This window comes from Treponema putidum (assembly GCF_000755145.1).
Classification (GTDB): domain Bacteria; phylum Spirochaetota; class Spirochaetia; order Treponematales; family Treponemataceae; genus Treponema_B; species Treponema_B putidum.
This window is the reverse complement of the sequence record NZ_CP009228.1, coordinates 1,759,156-1,775,218: the sequence shown is the minus strand read 5'-3', so window position 1 is coordinate 1,775,218 and position 16,063 is coordinate 1,759,156. Positions and strand designations below refer to the sequence as shown.

General features: G+C 39.4%; 13 protein-coding genes and 2 pseudogenes. 3 read left to right on the top strand and 12 right to left on the bottom strand.

What is annotated here, in order from left to right:
• The first annotated feature begins 1 nt into the window (after position 1).
• Positions 2 to 976 (top strand): hypothetical protein, encoded by a 975-nt coding sequence (locus JO40_RS07990; RefSeq protein WP_044978878.1) that lies wholly within the window; start codon positions 2 to 4, stop codon positions 974 to 976.
• A gap of 12 nt (positions 977 to 988) precedes the next feature.
• Positions 989 to 1,666 (top strand): response regulator, encoded by a 678-nt coding sequence (locus JO40_RS07985; RefSeq protein ID WP_044978877.1) that lies wholly within the window; start codon positions 989 to 991, stop codon positions 1,664 to 1,666.
• Here the strand turns inward: JO40_RS07985 and cmk are convergent.
• From cmk to murC, 3 genes and pseudogenes are all read right to left on the bottom strand, one after another.
• The gene (cmk, locus tag JO40_RS07980) at positions 1,658 to 2,221 is read right to left on the bottom strand and encodes a (d)CMP kinase (protein ID WP_044978876.1); all 564 of its coding nucleotides are present in this window, start codon (positions 2,219 to 2,221) and stop codon (positions 1,658 to 1,660) included. The two genes, JO40_RS07985 and cmk, sit on opposite strands and share 9 nt — an antisense overlap.
• A 9-nt stretch (positions 2,222 to 2,230) precedes the next feature.
• On the bottom strand, positions 2,231 to 3,097 hold the full coding sequence (locus JO40_RS07975; protein ID WP_044978875.1) for a YicC/YloC family endoribonuclease: 867 nt from the start codon (positions 3,095 to 3,097) through the stop codon (positions 2,231 to 2,233).
• A 2-nt stretch (positions 3,098 to 3,099) separates the two neighbouring features.
• Positions 3,100 to 4,544, bottom strand: a pseudogene (gene murC / locus JO40_RS07970) (UDP-N-acetylmuramate--L-alanine ligase).
• A 72-nt stretch (positions 4,545 to 4,616) separates the two neighbouring features.
• Between murC and JO40_RS07965 the strand changes: the two are divergent.
• Positions 4,617 to 5,965 (top strand): annotated as a pseudogene (locus JO40_RS07965) (bifunctional folylpolyglutamate synthase/dihydrofolate synthase).
• Here the strand turns inward: JO40_RS07965 and JO40_RS07960 are convergent.
• From JO40_RS07960 to JO40_RS07920, 9 genes are all read right to left on the bottom strand, one after another.
• Positions 5,901 to 6,692, bottom strand: coding sequence for a pseudouridine synthase (locus JO40_RS07960; protein ID WP_044978874.1), 792 nt, complete (start codon positions 6,690 to 6,692; stop codon positions 5,901 to 5,903). The pseudogene JO40_RS07965 and the gene JO40_RS07960 overlap by 65 nt on opposite strands.
• Entirely contained in the window at positions 6,686 to 7,708 is a 1,023-nt protein-coding gene (locus JO40_RS07955; protein WP_044978873.1) for an RluA family pseudouridine synthase, read from the bottom strand. The genes JO40_RS07960 and JO40_RS07955 overlap by 7 nt, the downstream gene beginning before the upstream one ends.
• A complete protein-coding gene (locus JO40_RS07950) occupies positions 7,695 to 8,204 on the bottom strand; it encodes a hypothetical protein (RefSeq protein WP_044978872.1) in 510 nt (169 codons plus the stop codon). Before JO40_RS07950 ends, JO40_RS07955 begins: the two co-directional genes overlap by 14 nt.
• Positions 8,201 to 9,091, bottom strand: a complete 891-nt coding sequence (gene rsmA / locus JO40_RS07945) for a 16S rRNA (adenine(1518)-N(6)/adenine(1519)-N(6))-dimethyltransferase RsmA (protein ID WP_044978871.1) — start codon at positions 9,089 to 9,091, stop codon at positions 8,201 to 8,203. The genes JO40_RS07950 and rsmA overlap by 4 nt, the downstream gene beginning before the upstream one ends.
• Before the next feature lie 12 nt (positions 9,092 to 9,103).
• On the bottom strand, positions 9,104 to 9,751 hold the full coding sequence (locus JO40_RS07940; protein WP_044978870.1) for a PTS sugar transporter subunit IIA: 648 nt from the start codon (positions 9,749 to 9,751) through the stop codon (positions 9,104 to 9,106).
• 247 nt (positions 9,752 to 9,998) lie between these two features.
• Positions 9,999 to 12,614: an ABC transporter substrate-binding protein gene (locus tag JO40_RS07935; protein ID WP_044978869.1), complete on the bottom strand. Its 2,616-nt coding sequence runs from the start codon at positions 12,612 to 12,614 to the stop codon at positions 9,999 to 10,001.
• Positions 12,615 to 12,706: 92 nt separating this feature from the next.
• Complete coding sequence (locus JO40_RS07930; RefSeq protein WP_044978868.1) at positions 12,707 to 13,927, bottom strand: FprA family A-type flavoprotein; 1,221 nt, start codon at positions 13,925 to 13,927, stop codon at positions 12,707 to 12,709.
• 113 nt (positions 13,928 to 14,040) lie between these two features.
• Positions 14,041 to 15,081, bottom strand: a complete 1,041-nt coding sequence (locus tag JO40_RS07925; protein WP_044978867.1) for an ABC transporter ATP-binding protein — start codon at positions 15,079 to 15,081, stop codon at positions 14,041 to 14,043.
• Positions 15,078 to 16,055 (bottom strand): ABC transporter ATP-binding protein, encoded by a 978-nt coding sequence (locus JO40_RS07920; protein ID WP_002671799.1) that lies wholly within the window; start codon positions 16,053 to 16,055, stop codon positions 15,078 to 15,080. The genes JO40_RS07925 and JO40_RS07920 overlap by 4 nt, the downstream gene beginning before the upstream one ends.
• Positions 16,056 to 16,063: the final 8 nt, after the last annotated feature.

Here is a 16,063-nt window from a genome sequence, read left to right as displayed (position 1 = left end):
CGTGAAAAAAGTTGCTATAAGTATTTTTTGCATTATTCAGTCTTTATTTATATTTGCTCAAAACACGGCTGAGCCTGTTTCAAAGGCCGATGTTTCTATAAGATTTTATGATAGGCGTGTTTATTATCCGGGATCGGGTTCGTCCGAACCGGTTTTTATACAAATTTCAATTACAAATAATAATTCTGAAACCCTTAGGTTCAAACTTGCAGATGACAGGTCATTTAGTATAGATTTCGGGATTATAAACAGTAAAAACAGACAATTACAGCACACTGCCGAATGGATGAGAAAAAGAAATACCAACCGCCAAATTTATTTCAGAGAAATAACCTTAGAACCGGGAGAAACTTATTCTTTTATCGAGAATCTTAAAGATTATATCGAAATTAATGAACCCGGAATTTTTCTTGTAAACTCTTTGTTTTTTCCAGAATTAAAACGGTACTCAGATAATTCAGAAGCGCACATACTTTCAAACAAGTTGAGCCTCGAAATAAAACCGGCACCTTCGGCAGCTGCCTTGGGTTCCCTGCCTGTTTCTCCGCTTTCGGGAGAGATATTACAAGCAAAACCCATTCCTCCGGATCAGGTAATAAGCTATCTTTTGACCGCTCGACAAAAATCTTTATGGGAGCAATTTTTTCTCTACATGGATTTGGAAAAAATGATATCCAGAGACCCTTCACGAAATCGGCGATTTAAGGCCGAATCCGAAGCCGGCAGAATGGAAATGGTTGAAGTGTATAAACATGAATTAAGCCAAGAAAGAGTCGACAAGGACATTGCCGTTATTCCGGTAGAATTTAAAATAGAACATACAGGCTACACGGACACAAAAGCAGAAGTCAAAGTAATAGAATGGTTTGAATATTCCAATTTTAGAGAAAAGAAACGCTTTACATATTTTTTAGCATCTAAAGATGGAATTTGGACTGTATATGATTATATAGTCGAAAACTTAGGGACAGAATAAGGATGAATTCTAATGAAAGCATTATTGATTTCGGATTTACCTCGGTCAACCGATGATTTACAACCTCTTTTTTCAGAATATAAATTTGACCTTATACATTACCGCTCTCCGTTAAAAGCCTTGGACAATATTGAGGAAATCAGCCCTAATATTGTAATTATCAACGCCAGAGACTTTCCGCGTCATTGGAAGCCTATTACACAACACATCCGCTGGGATAACTCAAAGGAAGAAGTGTTGATTGTACTTTTAACGCCAAAAGACTTCTCTGCAGATGAAGCCGACAAGGCTATGTTTTTAGGCGTTCAGGGGGTTATAGCTATAAAAGAACCCGGCAATTTTAAGGGAATTCTTGAAGAGTTACGCATGATTTTTGACCGCTATAATTACAAGCATGTTAAAGACTTTGAAAAGAGTGTGCAGTTTTTATTTACGAATCCTATAAATGAAACTATAATAACGGGAACAGTAAAAAACTTAACTGACAAAGGGCTGGTATTTTTACCCGATATGCCGGCCAATACAAGTAATTTAACAGCCGGTATGCTCCTTGACCAATGTTCATTAAAAATCGAACATGAGTTTATAGTTCCAAATTGTAAAATTGTTTCAAACGACAATGTATTAAATTTAAACTTTGCGGATTTGTCCGATGAAGATAAAAAAATAATTACAGACTTCTTAAATTAAAAGGCCGCGGGAATAAAGCTCTTCCAATATTTTTTCTAAAATTTTCTCAGGACTAAGGTTATCCGTGTCTATGATAAGATCGGCCTTTTCGTATTTTGTATTATCAATACCGTATAATAGTTTATATCTTCGCGTATCTTCCATATCTCTAAAATCGGTATCGGCTTTTATTTTTTCTATATCGCCGCCTTCTCTTTTTTGAATTCTTTTTGCCCTTACATCTATTGAGGCTCTTAAATAAACCTTCAAATCCGCTGACTTTAAAAGCCAAATTGCCAGCCTTGATCCCAAAACACAAGGGCCTGAAGAAGCCAGTTCAATTTGTTTTTCATCTACCATCTTATCAAAAGAAAAATCTTTTTGCGCTCTTTTTAAAACCTCTTCAAAAGACATATTAAGCTCTTCTGCAATGTTTTTAAAAGTATAATTTATACATGGCAAATTTAAGGCCTTTGCAGTTAAGGTAGAAACCGTAGTGTTCCCACATCCGGACGGCCCCGAAATTGCAATTCTCAACTCTCTTCCTTCAGGGATTTTATAACAAACTTTTTTCATTTATTTAACCTATTCAACATTTCTGCTTTGTTCTCTTATGTTTTCGAGAGCATCTTTTACTTCAATAATGGACTGAGACATTTCAATCATCTGATTTTTTGAACCTATAGTGTTTATCTCCCTATTTATTTCCTGACAGATAAAGTCGAGTTTTTTACCTACGGGGACATCCTTTTTCAGCTCATTCGATAGAGAATTGCAATGAGCTTCAAGCCTGACAATTTCTTCGTTGATTGTATATTTAACGAGCATTACGGCAACTTCCTGCATAATACGCTGTTCATTTACTTCGCTCCCTAAAAGTTCGGTAAATCTTTCCTTAATGCTTTGACAAAAAATTTCTTCCATTTGAGGAGCATATTTTTTTATAATTTTTAAAGAAGCATAAATTCTATCTAAGTTATTTAAAATATCTTTTTTTAACACGGCTCCTTCATCAAGTCTTGTCTTATCGTATTTTATAAAAGTTTCTTCAAATATGGGAAGCAGAGTATTTTCCCAAGCTGGAATATCTATGTTTCTTTCTATTATGATAACACCTTCTTTTTCCGAAAAGCTGTTTATATCTATTTCGGAATTTATACCGGCAGCGTCAGCCACCTCCCTCATAGCCTTTGCATAGGCTTTTGCAACTTTGGTATTGGTAAGGATATCGACATCGATATCGGCATCTTTTACATGAAGGGAAATCTCAACTTTCCCTCGGGCAATCCTTTCAGAAAAATAGGTTCTAAAAACCGGCTCAAGGGCTGAAAGCCAAAAGGGAAAATTCAAATTTAAATCCAAATATCTTGAATTATAGCTCTTTATTTCCAAACTGATAAAGGAATTAGGCTCATTTTTTTCGGTAAGGGCATAGCCCGTCATACTTTTCATATTTAAACATTCATCTCCTTTAAGATTTCGGTACCCAGAACATAATTATCCCCCGCACCAATCGTAATAAAAATATCCCCCGGCCTTAATTTTTCTAAAACGAAACTTTTTGCATCCAATACTTCATTAAAGAAAAAGACGTTTTTATGATATTTTTTTGTGCGGTTAAAAAGGAGCTCGGCATCAACCTGTCCATGATACTGCTCACGTGCAGAACTGAAAATCTTATGCAAAATTACCGTATCTGCATCTTTAAAACAAGAAGCAAATTCCTCCAAAAGAGCTTCTGTCCGGGAATAGGTATGAGACATAAAGTCTGCAATTATCCTCCTTTTCGGATAGAATTGGCGTAAACCGCTTAAAAGGGACTTTATAGCCGTAGGATGATGGGCATAGTCATCATAAACCAAAATATCTTTTGAATCGATTTTTCCTATAAGTTCAGTCCGCCTTTTTGCTCCGGCATAGGAAGATATTGCCTTTTTGATAGCCGAAATATTGGCAATCGAGACTTCACCATATTCTTCTTTCAATAGGCTGATAGAAAGAGCTATTGCAGCCGCAGCATTTAAGGCATTATGTTTTCCCGGAATTTGCAAATAAAACTCTCCCGAAAAACCTGCAAGAGAAAAATACAGCTTTTCATCCCGTACGCCTGAGACAGTCAGTTTATAATCCCCTGAAGCCTTTTCTCCGTATGGAATAAAAAAGAGGTCAGGCCTGCTCGAAAAACTTAAGCGGGCGGCCTCACAAGCCCCCTCATCATCGGCACAATAAAATAATTCACCGAATTGGGGCAGCCTGTCTATGTACTGTAAAAAGGCGGTTAAAATAGATTCATAGGTCGGATAATAATCTTGATGATCCGGTTCAATTCCCGTTAAAATTATTTTTTTGGGTGAAAATTTAAAAAATGTCTTTTATACTCGCAAGTTTCGGCGACAAAGTATTTTGAACCTGTAAGCATTGTACATGAATCGCCGAAACTCTTTATTATACTTCCGGCTAAAACCGAAACGGGAAGTTTTAATTCTTTTAAGATAGAACCTGTAATACCTGTTGTACTGGTTTTTCCTTGAACTCCGGCAATACCGCAAGAATAGGAATGACGGGACAAAGCTCCTATTGCTTCAGGATAAGACATCTTAGGGAGGTTTCTTTGTTCTACCTCATACATTTCTTCATTATTATCGGGAGAATAAGCCGCCGAATAGATGACAAGCTCTGCATCATCAGGAATATTATCGGGAGAAAATGGAGAAAAAATCTTTATATTAAGTTTCTTTAAAGCATCATCAGTATAAAAACTTTCAGGCACATCACTTCCTGAAACCACAGCTCCTCTTGAAACCAAAATCTCCGCCAAAGCCGTCATTCCCGTGCCCTTAATGCCGATCATATAAACCTTAAAGCCTTTTAACTTATCGGGTAGAATAACTTGACACATGGGTATATAATATTCTATATTCTTTTTTTTAGCAATAGGGTTTACTTAAACTCAAGGGCAAGAGGATGCGGGATGAACACGGAAGAATTCGGTAAATGGCTTGATGCCTTTATAAACTATGAGCGGAATGCAAATAAAAACGAAGACAATCTAAAAAAAATGAGAAAATTTGCTCATTTTTTCGGTAATCCGCAAGACGATTTTTTATCTATCCATATTGCAGGATCAAAAGGAAAGGGCTCCGTTTCTACAATGATAGCTTCCATTTTAAAAGAGGCCGGAATAAGGACGGGACTGTATACATCGCCGCACGTTTCAGATTTTAGAGAAAGGATGACCGAGGCAGGGACTTTTTTTGATGATGAGGCCTACTCTGCTTCTTATAAAAGAATTGTAGAAGGGTTTAAGACAATAATCGAAAAAGCCCCCGACATAGACCCCGGTTGGTTTGAAATAGTTACGGTTACGGCCTTTTTGCTCTTTAGTATGCAAAAAACGGATTGGGCGGTTATCGAAACAGGTATGGGAGGAAGGCTGGATATGACAAACATCCTCAAACCCAGAGCCTGCGTTTTAACTCCGATAGAACTCGAGCATACTAAATATTTGGGAAATACCCTCGAAAAAATAGCCTTTGAAAAGGCCGGAATAATCAAGCAAAACACTCCTGTCTTTTGCTGTAAGCAGCCGGAGGCCGTCTTAAAAGTTTTTAAAGAAAGAGCAAAACAATTAAATGCAAGATTTTTTTATATACCCGAAATAGTAAAGGAGCCCGTAAATTACAGCCTATCTAAAAAAGGTTTAAAAATAGATGTGGAATTCAAAACTTCCGGTGGTCTAGGCGGTCTTTTTAAAAGGCCGATAAGCGCAAACCTAAAGCTCCTTGACCTGATTCAGGCAGAAAATGCAGCCCTTGCAGCTTGTACGATAAAATATCTTTTTCCCCAAATGGATGAAGCGGTTATAGAACGAGGGCTTGCATCAGCCTGGCTTCCTGCCCGCTTTGAACTTCTTTCGGATGAGCCTGAAGTTATAATTGACGGAGCCCATACAAAAAACAGCATTGCCCTGTGCATGAAAACTTACTCTGAACTTGTAAAAGAAAAAGGGACTCTTATCTTTGCCTGTGCCGAAGATAAAAATATAAAGGACATGGTTCCTTTTTTTAAAGACTGTTTTACAAAAATCATCGTTACAATTCCGGGAGCGGCAAAAAAGAGTAACCCTGAATTAACTTATGAAGCCTTTCAACAAGAGTTCATAGGTTCTTCCTGTATAGTGGAAAAAAATGAGAACTATGAAGCCGTAATAAAAAAAGAAATAACCGAATGTAAAGAAAAAAACGGCCTCTTTTAATTACAGGATCATTTTATCTGGCGGCTGAAGCAAAAAGGATACATACTCTTTTGCTCCATCAATAGTAAATTCTTTTTGAGGCTTTGGAAAAGAAATGCCTACAGCATATAATTGCAAGGGATAATTGTGATTATCAAGTTGCTCTTGACAATCCTTATAGTTTGCATTATACAGAGGGTCGTAATAGATAGGCAAGCCTATAGATGCCAAGTGAGCCCTTACCTGATGCCTAAAGCCTTGAGTTAAGGTGCAGGTTACTCTCGGTGCCGAATTACCTGTAAACGGAATATCGGTTATATCGATAATATTAGTTGTATACATTTTACCTGTAGAAGAAAAGTCTCTCATACCGTAAAAAACGGGCATGACCGTTTTTCCTCTAGGCCCGTAAGCTTTAAACTGACTTGAAATTCTATATGGAAGGTTGGATTGTGAAAAGTCAGGATTTAAGCCCGCTTTATCTCTTGTATCAGCAAATGCGGTATAAGTTTTTTTAATCAAATTATTTACCTGCATCAAATTAAAGGCCTCATAGGCTTCTTGGTTTTTTGCTATCAAAACCAAACCGCTTGTTGCCGTGTCAAGCCTATGGATAAGACCGGCCTCAATATCTTTTTTACCTTTTACTGACACTGCTTCCGGGCATTTTTTTAAAAACCACGAAAGCAAGGTACCTTCTTCATCCTCGACTAGAGGAGCTGTCGGCATTCCGCGAGGCTTATATAGAACGGCGTAAGCCTCATTTTCAAAAATGACGTCAGCCTGAGAAGAAAATTTACAGTCAATTAACATAGAGCCTCCCGTATAAGTATTTGTTTAAAATCATTAGGTATAGGTGCCTTAAATTCTTTTTTTTGATTTACAGCCGCAGGAACTATCAGCTTATAAGAATGAAGCATAAGCGGCATACCGGTCTTATCAAGACCTGCCTTTTTTTTGCCGTAAACCTTATCTCCTGCAACGGGGCATCCCATAAATTTAGCATGTAAGCGTATTTGATGGGTTCTTCCGGTATAAATTCTAAAAAGAACCAAGGACATTTTTCCGTTAGATTTCAGCACCTTATAGGCTGAAAGAGCAATCTTTCCTTTTGTCAAATCGGCAGAAACGCTAAATTTTTTTCTGTCCGAACTTGATCGAAAAACGCAAGTTTTTATTCTGCCCTTATTTTTAGGCGGAACACCGTCAAGGACTGCAAGATAATATTTTTTTACCGCCCTTTTTTTAAAAAAGGATTTTAAAAGGTTTTCAGTTTTTAGATTCCTTGCCGTAATAATAAGGCCCGAAGTTTCTTTATCCAGACGGTGGACAATACCCATGCGGTAAGGATCTAGAGAAAGTTTTTCAATAGTTTTTAAATCCTTTTCTTCACTTAAAAACTTATTAAGTTCTACGGCAAACTCATCCTTAATCTTAGACTCGTCAAGCCTGTAATAATTTAAGGCATTTACAAGGGTGCCGTCCCAATTTCCGCCTGCCGGATGAGTTACCCTGCCCCTTTCCTTATTTATAACAATTATATTCTCATCTTCATAAATTATATTAAGCGGAAGTTTTTGAGGATAGGCATATTCTGGAACAGGATTATCCCAGAGAAGCTCAATAAGGTCTCCGTTTTGAACATTCCGTGAAAGTTTAGTCTTTTTTGAATTAACAAAAAGAGATTTTAAACCGCTTTTTAATTGAGAGCGGCTCAAGTTTTTAAGCCTTTCGGTACAATAAACATCAATCCTGCAAGGAGATAAAAGGCCTTCAACCTTAAATTTTTCGGATATTGACTTAGAAGAAACACTCTTATTGAGCGTCATCGGATTCCCCTGTATTTGGAGTTTCGGTTTCTTCACTTTTATTTTCTTCAATGGGAATCAACAAAATCGCTTCCTCTTCATTTTTTTGCTCAAGTTTTTTTGCGTTAGCTCTTTTAATTGAACGGTAAGTTAAATCTATTATTGCAACCCCCAAAGAAATACCGACAGCCGTTAAAAAAACACCCAGCTGTTCCTTTTCGGTAAGTTTTACTGCAATCTTGGCATCTTTAATAGGCCATGGATTATAGGCCGGATCCCCTTTATGAGCTATTGAGCGGCTTATGTCATAGGCCCAAAACGATAAAAGGGAAACAAAGGGCAAAGCACCGAAGGTTATAATCTCAAAGCGGCGCAAGTCCTTTTGCCATTGCTTAAATTCCTCGGCCCCATAGGGGTCGGGGGTTCTTGAAGCATCAGTATCTTCCGCATAAACGGGAAGAATAGAAAAAAGAGAAACAAAGAAAATTAAAAAGGCAATTTTTTTTGTATGCTTCATTTGTTTTTATCCGAAGAAGAAATTATATCAGAAAGAAGCAAAAAATCATATAGGGCAAGGGATTCGGCCCTTAAATTCCCGCTTAATCCCGCTTTTTGTAAAACAAAATCGGCATTACAGTCATATCCGTTTGATTTAAGCCAAGAGCTCAAATTATTTTTTATATTTTTTCTGCGTGAAGAAAAAAGAGCCTTGACTATTTTGATAAAAAGCTTAAAGTTTTTATATTCTGCAAATTCTTTTTTTGCCTTAAACAAGACGGCGGCGGATTCTACATTGGGTTGAGGCCAAAAGGCAGAAGCAGGAATAGTCTTTACTATCTTACACTCATAAAACAAGGAGCAAAGTACTGAAAATGCCGTATAGTTTTTATTGTCCGGCCTTGCAGTAATCCTTTCGGCAGCTTCTTTTTGCACGGTAAAAAGCATGGTATCAAAAACAGCTCCGGCTTCTATAGTAGAAGCAATCAACTCAGAGGCAATGTTATACGGCAGGTTCCCGAAAAAAATATCGGGCTTCCCATGCTCTTTTAAGTAAGGAAGCCAGTTTTTTTTTACATCTCCTTCAACAAGAGTAAAATTTTGTCCTTTGTCCAAAAAGAATTTTTTTAAAAGAGATATAAAGCCCTTGTCAATTTCAAAGGCCGTAAGATTAACTCCCTTTTCTAAAAGAAGACAGGTCATCGCCCCAAGACCCGGGCCTACCTCCCAAATTCTTGTTTCTTCTTTAAGCTCCAAAAGGGAAATCAAACTCTCACGGGTCTTTTTATCGACTAAAAAATTTTGACCGAATTTTTTTTGCATGGAAAAGCCTAAGGTCTCTAAAAGAGCTTTTAGCTCCGCCGGAGAATCATAATTCGGAAGACCTAAAAAAGGTTCAGAGCACATCAAAACTCCGCCCTATTCACACAAAAGATCATAAATCTCCGCAGGGTCGGTGGAATTTAAGAGGCGGCTTTTAAGTTCTTCATTACGCAGTTTTGCGCTAAAATGGGAGATTGTCTGCAAATAATAATCATGCTGATTGTTTGCTGCAGCAATCATAAAAACCAATCGCACGGGGTTTCCGTCAACAGCGTCAAAGTCTAAAATATCCCTTTTAGAAATACCTACAGCCATGACCAAATCGGTAACGGAAGATAATCTCACGTGGGGAATGGCAATTCCTCTTCCTACAGCGGTAGACATAAGTGCTTCCCTCTTTAAAATTGCATCTAAAAGCTCTGCCGAATTTTTTACCTGCGGAGCCTTAGATAAGACCTCGGACATCATAACCAAAACATCGTGTTTTGTAGAATAATCTAAGAGTATAATCCTATCCGGCGACAAAAAGTTTTCGGTTGTTATTTTATGATGCTTCGCAGGAGAAGTCCTTGAAGAAGCTAACCTTTCATCAACCCAGCTCTCAATATCGTCCTTTTTAAAACGCCATACTGTTCCGATTTTTCCGGCAGGTATTTCTCCTTTTTGAGCCCATTCGTAGACGGTTCTTTCGGAAACACGCAAATAACGGGCTACTTCTTCAATAGTTAAAATTTCGCTTGCCAAAACTTACCTCATATAATACTTAAACTTGCTCGGCTAAACATATAAACAAAAAAATGAGCTCAACTATTTTGCACTAAATGTACGAATATGTCAAGATATATCAAAGATTTTTATTTGGTCAAATAAAAAAGAAAAGATAAAAAGCTCAAAATGCCTCAAAGCCTTTTGGGCATCTCTAAAAAACCTTGTCAGACTTTTAGAGATGCCCTGCTTCAAGGCATCTTGATTTAAATTACAATCTTAAATTCTATTTAAGGATTGTAAAGCTTACCGAATTTGCTGAGGGCGGCTCATCGGAAATTGAGGTTAATACAACCATTATGTACTCTACACCTTTTTCAAGTCCGGCTACCTCTGATGCAGGTATTGTAATCGTGAATTTACCATCCCCGCTTGCTTTAGCTTCATAAACCTTCTCTCCGCCTGAAGGAAGCTGGAGCCGGCCTTCAACCTTTCCCTTATCAAGAGGCACTCTTTCAACCTCAGGATAAGCATACTTAGAAACGGTTACCTCAAATACGGCATCCTTGTCTGCCGAAGGGGCTACAGGAGCCTTGACATACTGAATTTCTGTAAGGTCTGTTTTAAACATATTCGGGAAGTAGTCGCTCTTATAAGGATATTTATCGAAGTTGGTTAATACGACGGAGCTTGTAATAGGATCGATTTTTTCGAACATTAAAGGACCTGTTGTAATATAAGCATTTCCGTATTTTTCGATAAAGTCTATAGAAGCCTTGTATCTTTTAACGGCATAATCTTCATTTATAAAGTCCTTTAAAGACACAGGAATATGCTTTGAAGCAACAAATTCTTCCAATTTAGCCTTGATATCTGCAAGACAATCGGGGTTTTTAACGTTTGCTTCTACACCGCGCTCTCCGCCGTCTTTAGCAAAGTTATAAACCGTTCCGCTCTTTGAACCGTGTACTACCATTTCTGCCAAGGCTTCATAAATTTCCCAAGGTACGTTTGTTCTTCGGCCCGGGTTGGCGGCCTTTACGTTTAAACCGCCTACACTTATGGCTGTATCTCTTGGAATAGGAGCATGGAAGTAGTTGCTGTATGTAGTGATGGATCCGTCCTTATTAAATACTATCCCCTTTGTGTTTTTAAGATTTGGGAGAGTAACACCGCTTAAAGGAGCATCATAATAGAGGTCTCCATCTCCGTCCTTGATGGCCCACTCATAGGCAAAAGCAAAAGCATAGCGGACATCGTTAAGGTCTACAGGTTCACCGTGATGCCAGTAATAACCGTCTACTAACTTTCCCGTTGAAACAGTTGCAACACTTTGACCTGACTCGGCAGGAACCCATTTTTTTGAAGCCGTGTCATACATAACGGCTTCGGCAGGAACGGGAATATCACCGCTCATTTCAAGTTCATCATCGCCTTCTTCCGTTTTGTTGCCTGTGGCTACGAATTTGGGAGCGAATTTTGCATTTGCAACATCAACAGTTGACATAGCAAATTCGGTTCGTCCTACAGCAGGGTTAGTAAAGGCAGCTTCATCGGTAACGGTATTTATAAATGCGGCACTCCAGATATCGCTAAAGCCCTGGCCTCCTACAGGATCCCATTCAGACATAAACAAAGAACCTTGCGCCGAATACTGCAATATGCGTAAAACTCTCTTTCCCTTATATGGACCGTCAACATCGGGCTTAACATCGGCACATCTTACAGTCCAGCCGTTAAAGCCTTCAAAGACTCCATAAAAAAGGCGGGAATTAAATCGTGATTTATTAGCTACATATAAGTCGTTTTGAGAAACAACATAAACACGGATAGCCTCTTCCATTCCCAATGCACACATATCGGTGGTCTCGCTAAAGAATTCTTCTGCTGTCAAATACTGACCGTATGCTGCCTTTTTTCCTAAAACATCGAGCTTTTCGTTTGTATAATTCCAGAATTCGGCATCTCCGCCTCCGGGCAGGTATCCGTAGAAAGGACTGTACATAGCGCAAAGGGGAGTTTCCCATGTTACATAGAAACCGCCTGAACCCCATCCTTCAAGATACATTGTCCAATCATAGTTGGCAGGGTTCCCGCCGTAAACAAGGCCGCCGGCCGTTTTTCGATCTCTCTCAAAACCTTCAACAGTAAGACCTGCCTTTTCAATTTGTGCATGAATATATCGGGCTGCAGGAAGACGGCCTGTAGGATCGTCAACACGCATTATCGACTTAATTGTAACGGGCTTACCGTTATACATCCACTTTCCGTTTTCTTTTACAAGTTTCCCTCTGTTTTCAGCAAGCTGTGAAGCCTTTTGCATAGCATCTTCAATCATGTTGAGAGCTTTTTGCTCATCTCCGGTTTCGGTAATACCGAATTTAGATGCTAAGATATTATATCGGTATGTTCCGGGAAGTCCTACGGTACAAGGCGTGTACATAGGAGAGCCTTCACCTAAAAGAAGTTCATCTACCAATTTCTTTCGGTTGATCAGCCAGTTAAAGGCATAACGGACTTCTTTGATTGCAACCGGATTAAACATTTCTTCGCCGGATTCGGTCTTCCAAACATATGGAGCCTTGTTAGGAATGGGGTTAAATAGAAGCGACCAATAGCCTGCAGAAACAGGGTAAACATCTATTTTATCTCTGTCTGCATCGCTCAGACCCGACAAAAGTACGGGCGGAACAGAAGTAAACATGAGATCAGCTTTGCCCTCAATAACGTCCTTTAAGGCAACCGTCTGATCGGTACTTACAGAGTAGATAACCTTATCTACATAGGTACCGTTTTTTACAGGGCTTTTGCCTCCTGCGGCTGTTCCGGTGCCGCCTCCGCATGCAGTAAATACCAAAGCCACTACAAGCATACATGATAAAAACTTAACAAAACTCTTCATTAAATTCCTCCTGTTGTTTTTATGTGTTTAAAACACCTCCTATATTAAAGCACAGTATTAAGTATTTGTCAAATGTTTTTTATCAAAGGCTTTTATCCGTTCTTTACAGCTCTTGCCAATTCCTTACCTCTTTCTTTTAATATCCGTTTATCCTCATCGCTGAGCTTACCCTGCCATTCATGGGATTCAATATTGGTCCACTTAAATTTTTCTATTTTTTCTTCGTATTCTTTTTTGGCGCCGCCTACCCAGCCCCAGTTTCCTATGCGCAATACCTTTTTGCCTGTAAAGTGCTTTCGTTCAAACATGTCAAGGACATGAGCCATAGGCGGGAACATTTTATACTCGTAAGTAGGCATTGCCAATAAAAGGCCTGCAGAACGGTAAGCTTCGCCTAAAATAAAGGTTGCGTCCGTGTCGGGAATTCTGTAGATAGAATAAGATACTCCTTCTTCATTTATGCCTTCAATAACCGCATCAAGGCCGGCCTTAGTGTAGCCGTACATTGAACCCCATATAACACAGATGTTTTTTTCCAACTCTCCGCCCGTGTTATAACCTGCAAATTTTTTATAAAGGCTTACGATACGTGATGGAGATCCCTTCCAAACCAGACCGTGACTCGGACAAATAAATTTAAGATCAAGGGAGGCAAGTTTTTCGATTCCTTTATTTACAAAGGAGCTGAAACTTGCAACAATGTTTGAATAGTACCTTAAAGCCTCATTTTCAAAAAATTTAAGCTCATCTTCGGTATGCTGGTCGTCGAAGATTTTTTCGCCTATACAGCCGTAAGAACCGAAGGCATCACAAGAAAATAAAATTTTATCGTCAGGGTCATAGGTCATCATGGTTTCGGGCCAGTGGATATTCGGTGTTTCATAAAAAATGAGTTTTTTGCCTCCGCCTAAGTCCAAAACTTCTCCGTCTTTTACAGCCCTTACCCCCTCGTTTATTTTAAAAAAGTTTTTAACAAGGGCTGCCCCTTTTGAAGAAGCCAATATCTCGGCTCTTGGGTTTTCTTCCCGCACAAGGTTTATAAGGTCTGCATGATCCGGTTCAAGGTGGTTTAAAATTACATAATCAAAAGAAGAGAATGAAAGGCCTATGGACTCCAGCTGTTTTCGGTAAGAATTTACCGATCCGTCCCAATCTTTTACTATATCGATAAGGGCTGTTTTTTCTCCCTTTACAACATAAGAATTTATCGAAACGCCGTGGGGCAATAACCATATGCCTTCAAAGCGGGCTGTTCTGTCATGTATATCTGCATGAATACAATGAACGCTTTCCGTAAGTTTTTTTGCTTCCATAAAATCGATACCTCCATAAAATAAAAGCTGCGGGTTACAGTAACCCGCAGCTTGAATATTATCATAAGAAACGCATTTGCTCAAGAGAACGAAAGCGGTTTTTAAACCTCATTTTACCCTTTCTTAATCTCTTCGGCCTTTCGGCAGGCATGAAAGTGTCCCTTTCCTATGTCCGTCAACGAAGGTTCTTCCATAGATGAACATGACTCATCCGCATAGGGACATCGCGGGTGAAAGCGGCACCCTTGCGGAATATTTGCAGGCGAAGGGATTTCGCCCGAAATAGGGAGTTTTTTTATTACGTTAAGCATTCCCGATTTAGGTTCGGGAACAGCTTCAATTAAGGCTTGAGTATAGGGATGCATGGGATTATCTATAACATCATCGGCATCCCCCATCTCTACGATACGACCCAAATACATAACCGCTATTCGGTCGGTAAAATACCTTGCAGTTGAAAGGTCGTGGGTAATATACAGATAGGTAAGCCCTAGTTTCCTTTGAACCTCCCTCATCATGTGAAGAATTTCAGCACGGGTTGAAAGGTCAATCATCGAAACAGGCTCATCTGCAACTATAACTTCGGGGTTTAGGATAAGGGTTCTGGCCGTAGCTATACGCTGTCTTTGACCGCCCGAAAGCATGTGAGGATAGCGTGTCATAAATTCCTCAGGCGGATTTAGCTTTACCTCCGAAATAGCCTTGATGATTTTTTCATCATTTTCTGCCCTTGTTCCCTTAATCTTATGAATAAGAAGAGGTTCTTCCATTACATCCCGAATTTTAAAACGGGGATTCATAGAAGCATAAGGGTCTTGGAAAATCATCTGAACACGGCGGCGGTAAAAGGCGGTCTTTTCCTTATCGCTATTCGTAACATCTTCTCCATTGTATAGGATTGTTCCCTCGGTAGGGGTATGAAGCTTCATCGCTATCTTCCCAATCGTAGTTTTACCTGAACCCGATTCCCCTATGAGGCCGAAGATTTCTCCCCTCCTCAAACGCAAGGTAACATCATCTACAGCCTTTATCTTTTTGGCTATACCTTTTGAAAGGCTTTGGACAAAACCTTGATGGGGTTCAAAATATTTTTTTATATTAATCAGTTCAAGAACATGGTCATTAGGATCTATCTTTTTTTCGTTATCGCTCATTTTACACACCTCCAGCATGCTACTTGATGTCCCGGTTCAACCTCTATAAGAGGAGGTTCAACTTCAAAGCACTTATCCATTGTACAATGACACCTCGGATTAAAGCGGCAGCCCTTGGGCGGAGAAATAAGGTCGGGCGGCGTTCCCGGAATATAGGAAAGCTCGCTCACCCTCTTTCTTAAAAGAGGTGTTGCCTGTAAAAGTTTTTGGGTATATGGGTGCAGGGGCTCCTTACCGTATATCTGCTCATTGGTTCCAAGCTCGGCAATTTTTCCCGCATACATAACACAAATCCTATCCGAAATCTCGGCTTCAAGCGACAGATCGTGAGTAATAAATATAAAGGAAAGCTTAAATTTCTGTTTTAGTTCCTTTAAGAGGTTTATAATCTGAGCTTGAACAATAACATCGAGGGCAGTGGTGGGTTCATCCAGAATAACGAGTTTAGGCTTTAAGAATAGGCCGCTCGCTATAACAACCCTCTGCTTCATTCCTCCGGAAAGCTCGTGGGGATAGCGGTTTAAAACTTCGGGCGGAAGGCCGACGTAGCCCAAATACTCTTCCATTAGGTCTTGAGCTTCTTTATCGCTCATTTCTTTGTGTTCTCTCAGGGTTTCAAGCATCTGTTTTCCGATTGTGTAAACCGGAGTTAAACTGTTCATAGCCCCTTGGAATACCATCGAAATTTCCTGCCAGCGTACATTTTTTCTTATCTCCGAATCGGAGAGGGGAACAATGTCCCTTCCATTGATTATAATCTGAGAATTCTCCTCTACTCTTCCGGGAGGAGAGGGCATTTTAAGCAGAGCCATACCTGTAGTCGTCTTACCGCAGCCGGATTCTCCTACAAGACCCAGCGTTTCGCCGGCATGAAGGGTAAAACTCACATCATCCAAGGCTTTTACAATACCTGCGGAGGTGTGATAGTACAATCTCAAGTTTTTTACATCAAGAACTACTTCTTTATTTTCCATATTAAAAC

Coding starts and splice junctions, on each gene's coding strand:
- JO40_RS07985 (WP_044978877.1), top strand. CDS start 989: ATGAAAGCATTATTGATTTCGGATTTACCTCGGTCAACCGATGATTTA.
- cmk (WP_044978876.1), bottom strand. CDS start 2,221: ATGAAAAAAGTTTGTTATAAAATCCCTGAAGGAAGAGAGTTGAGAATT.
- JO40_RS07975 (WP_044978875.1), bottom strand. CDS start 3,097: ATGAAAAGTATGACGGGCTATGCCCTTACCGAAAAAAATGAGCCTAAT.
- JO40_RS07960 (WP_044978874.1), bottom strand. CDS start 6,692: ATGTTAATTGACTGTAAATTTTCTTCTCAGGCTGACGTCATTTTTGAA.
- JO40_RS07955 (WP_044978873.1), bottom strand. CDS start 7,708: ATGACGCTCAATAAGAGTGTTTCTTCTAAGTCAATATCCGAAAAATTT.
- JO40_RS07950 (WP_044978872.1), bottom strand. CDS start 8,204: ATGAAGCATACAAAAAAAATTGCCTTTTTAATTTTCTTTGTTTCTCTT.
- rsmA (WP_044978871.1), bottom strand. CDS start 9,091: ATGTGCTCTGAACCTTTTTTAGGTCTTCCGAATTATGATTCTCCGGCG.
- JO40_RS07935 (WP_044978869.1), bottom strand. CDS start 12,614: ATGAAGAGTTTTGTTAAGTTTTTATCATGTATGCTTGTAGTGGCTTTG.
- JO40_RS07930 (WP_044978868.1), bottom strand. CDS start 13,927: ATGGAAGCAAAAAAACTTACGGAAAGCGTTCATTGTATTCATGCAGAT.
- JO40_RS07925 (WP_044978867.1), bottom strand. CDS start 15,081: ATGAGCGATAACGAAAAAAAGATAGATCCTAATGACCATGTTCTTGAA.
- JO40_RS07920 (WP_002671799.1), bottom strand. CDS start 16,055: ATGGAAAATAAAGAAGTAGTTCTTGATGTAAAAAACTTGAGATTGTAC.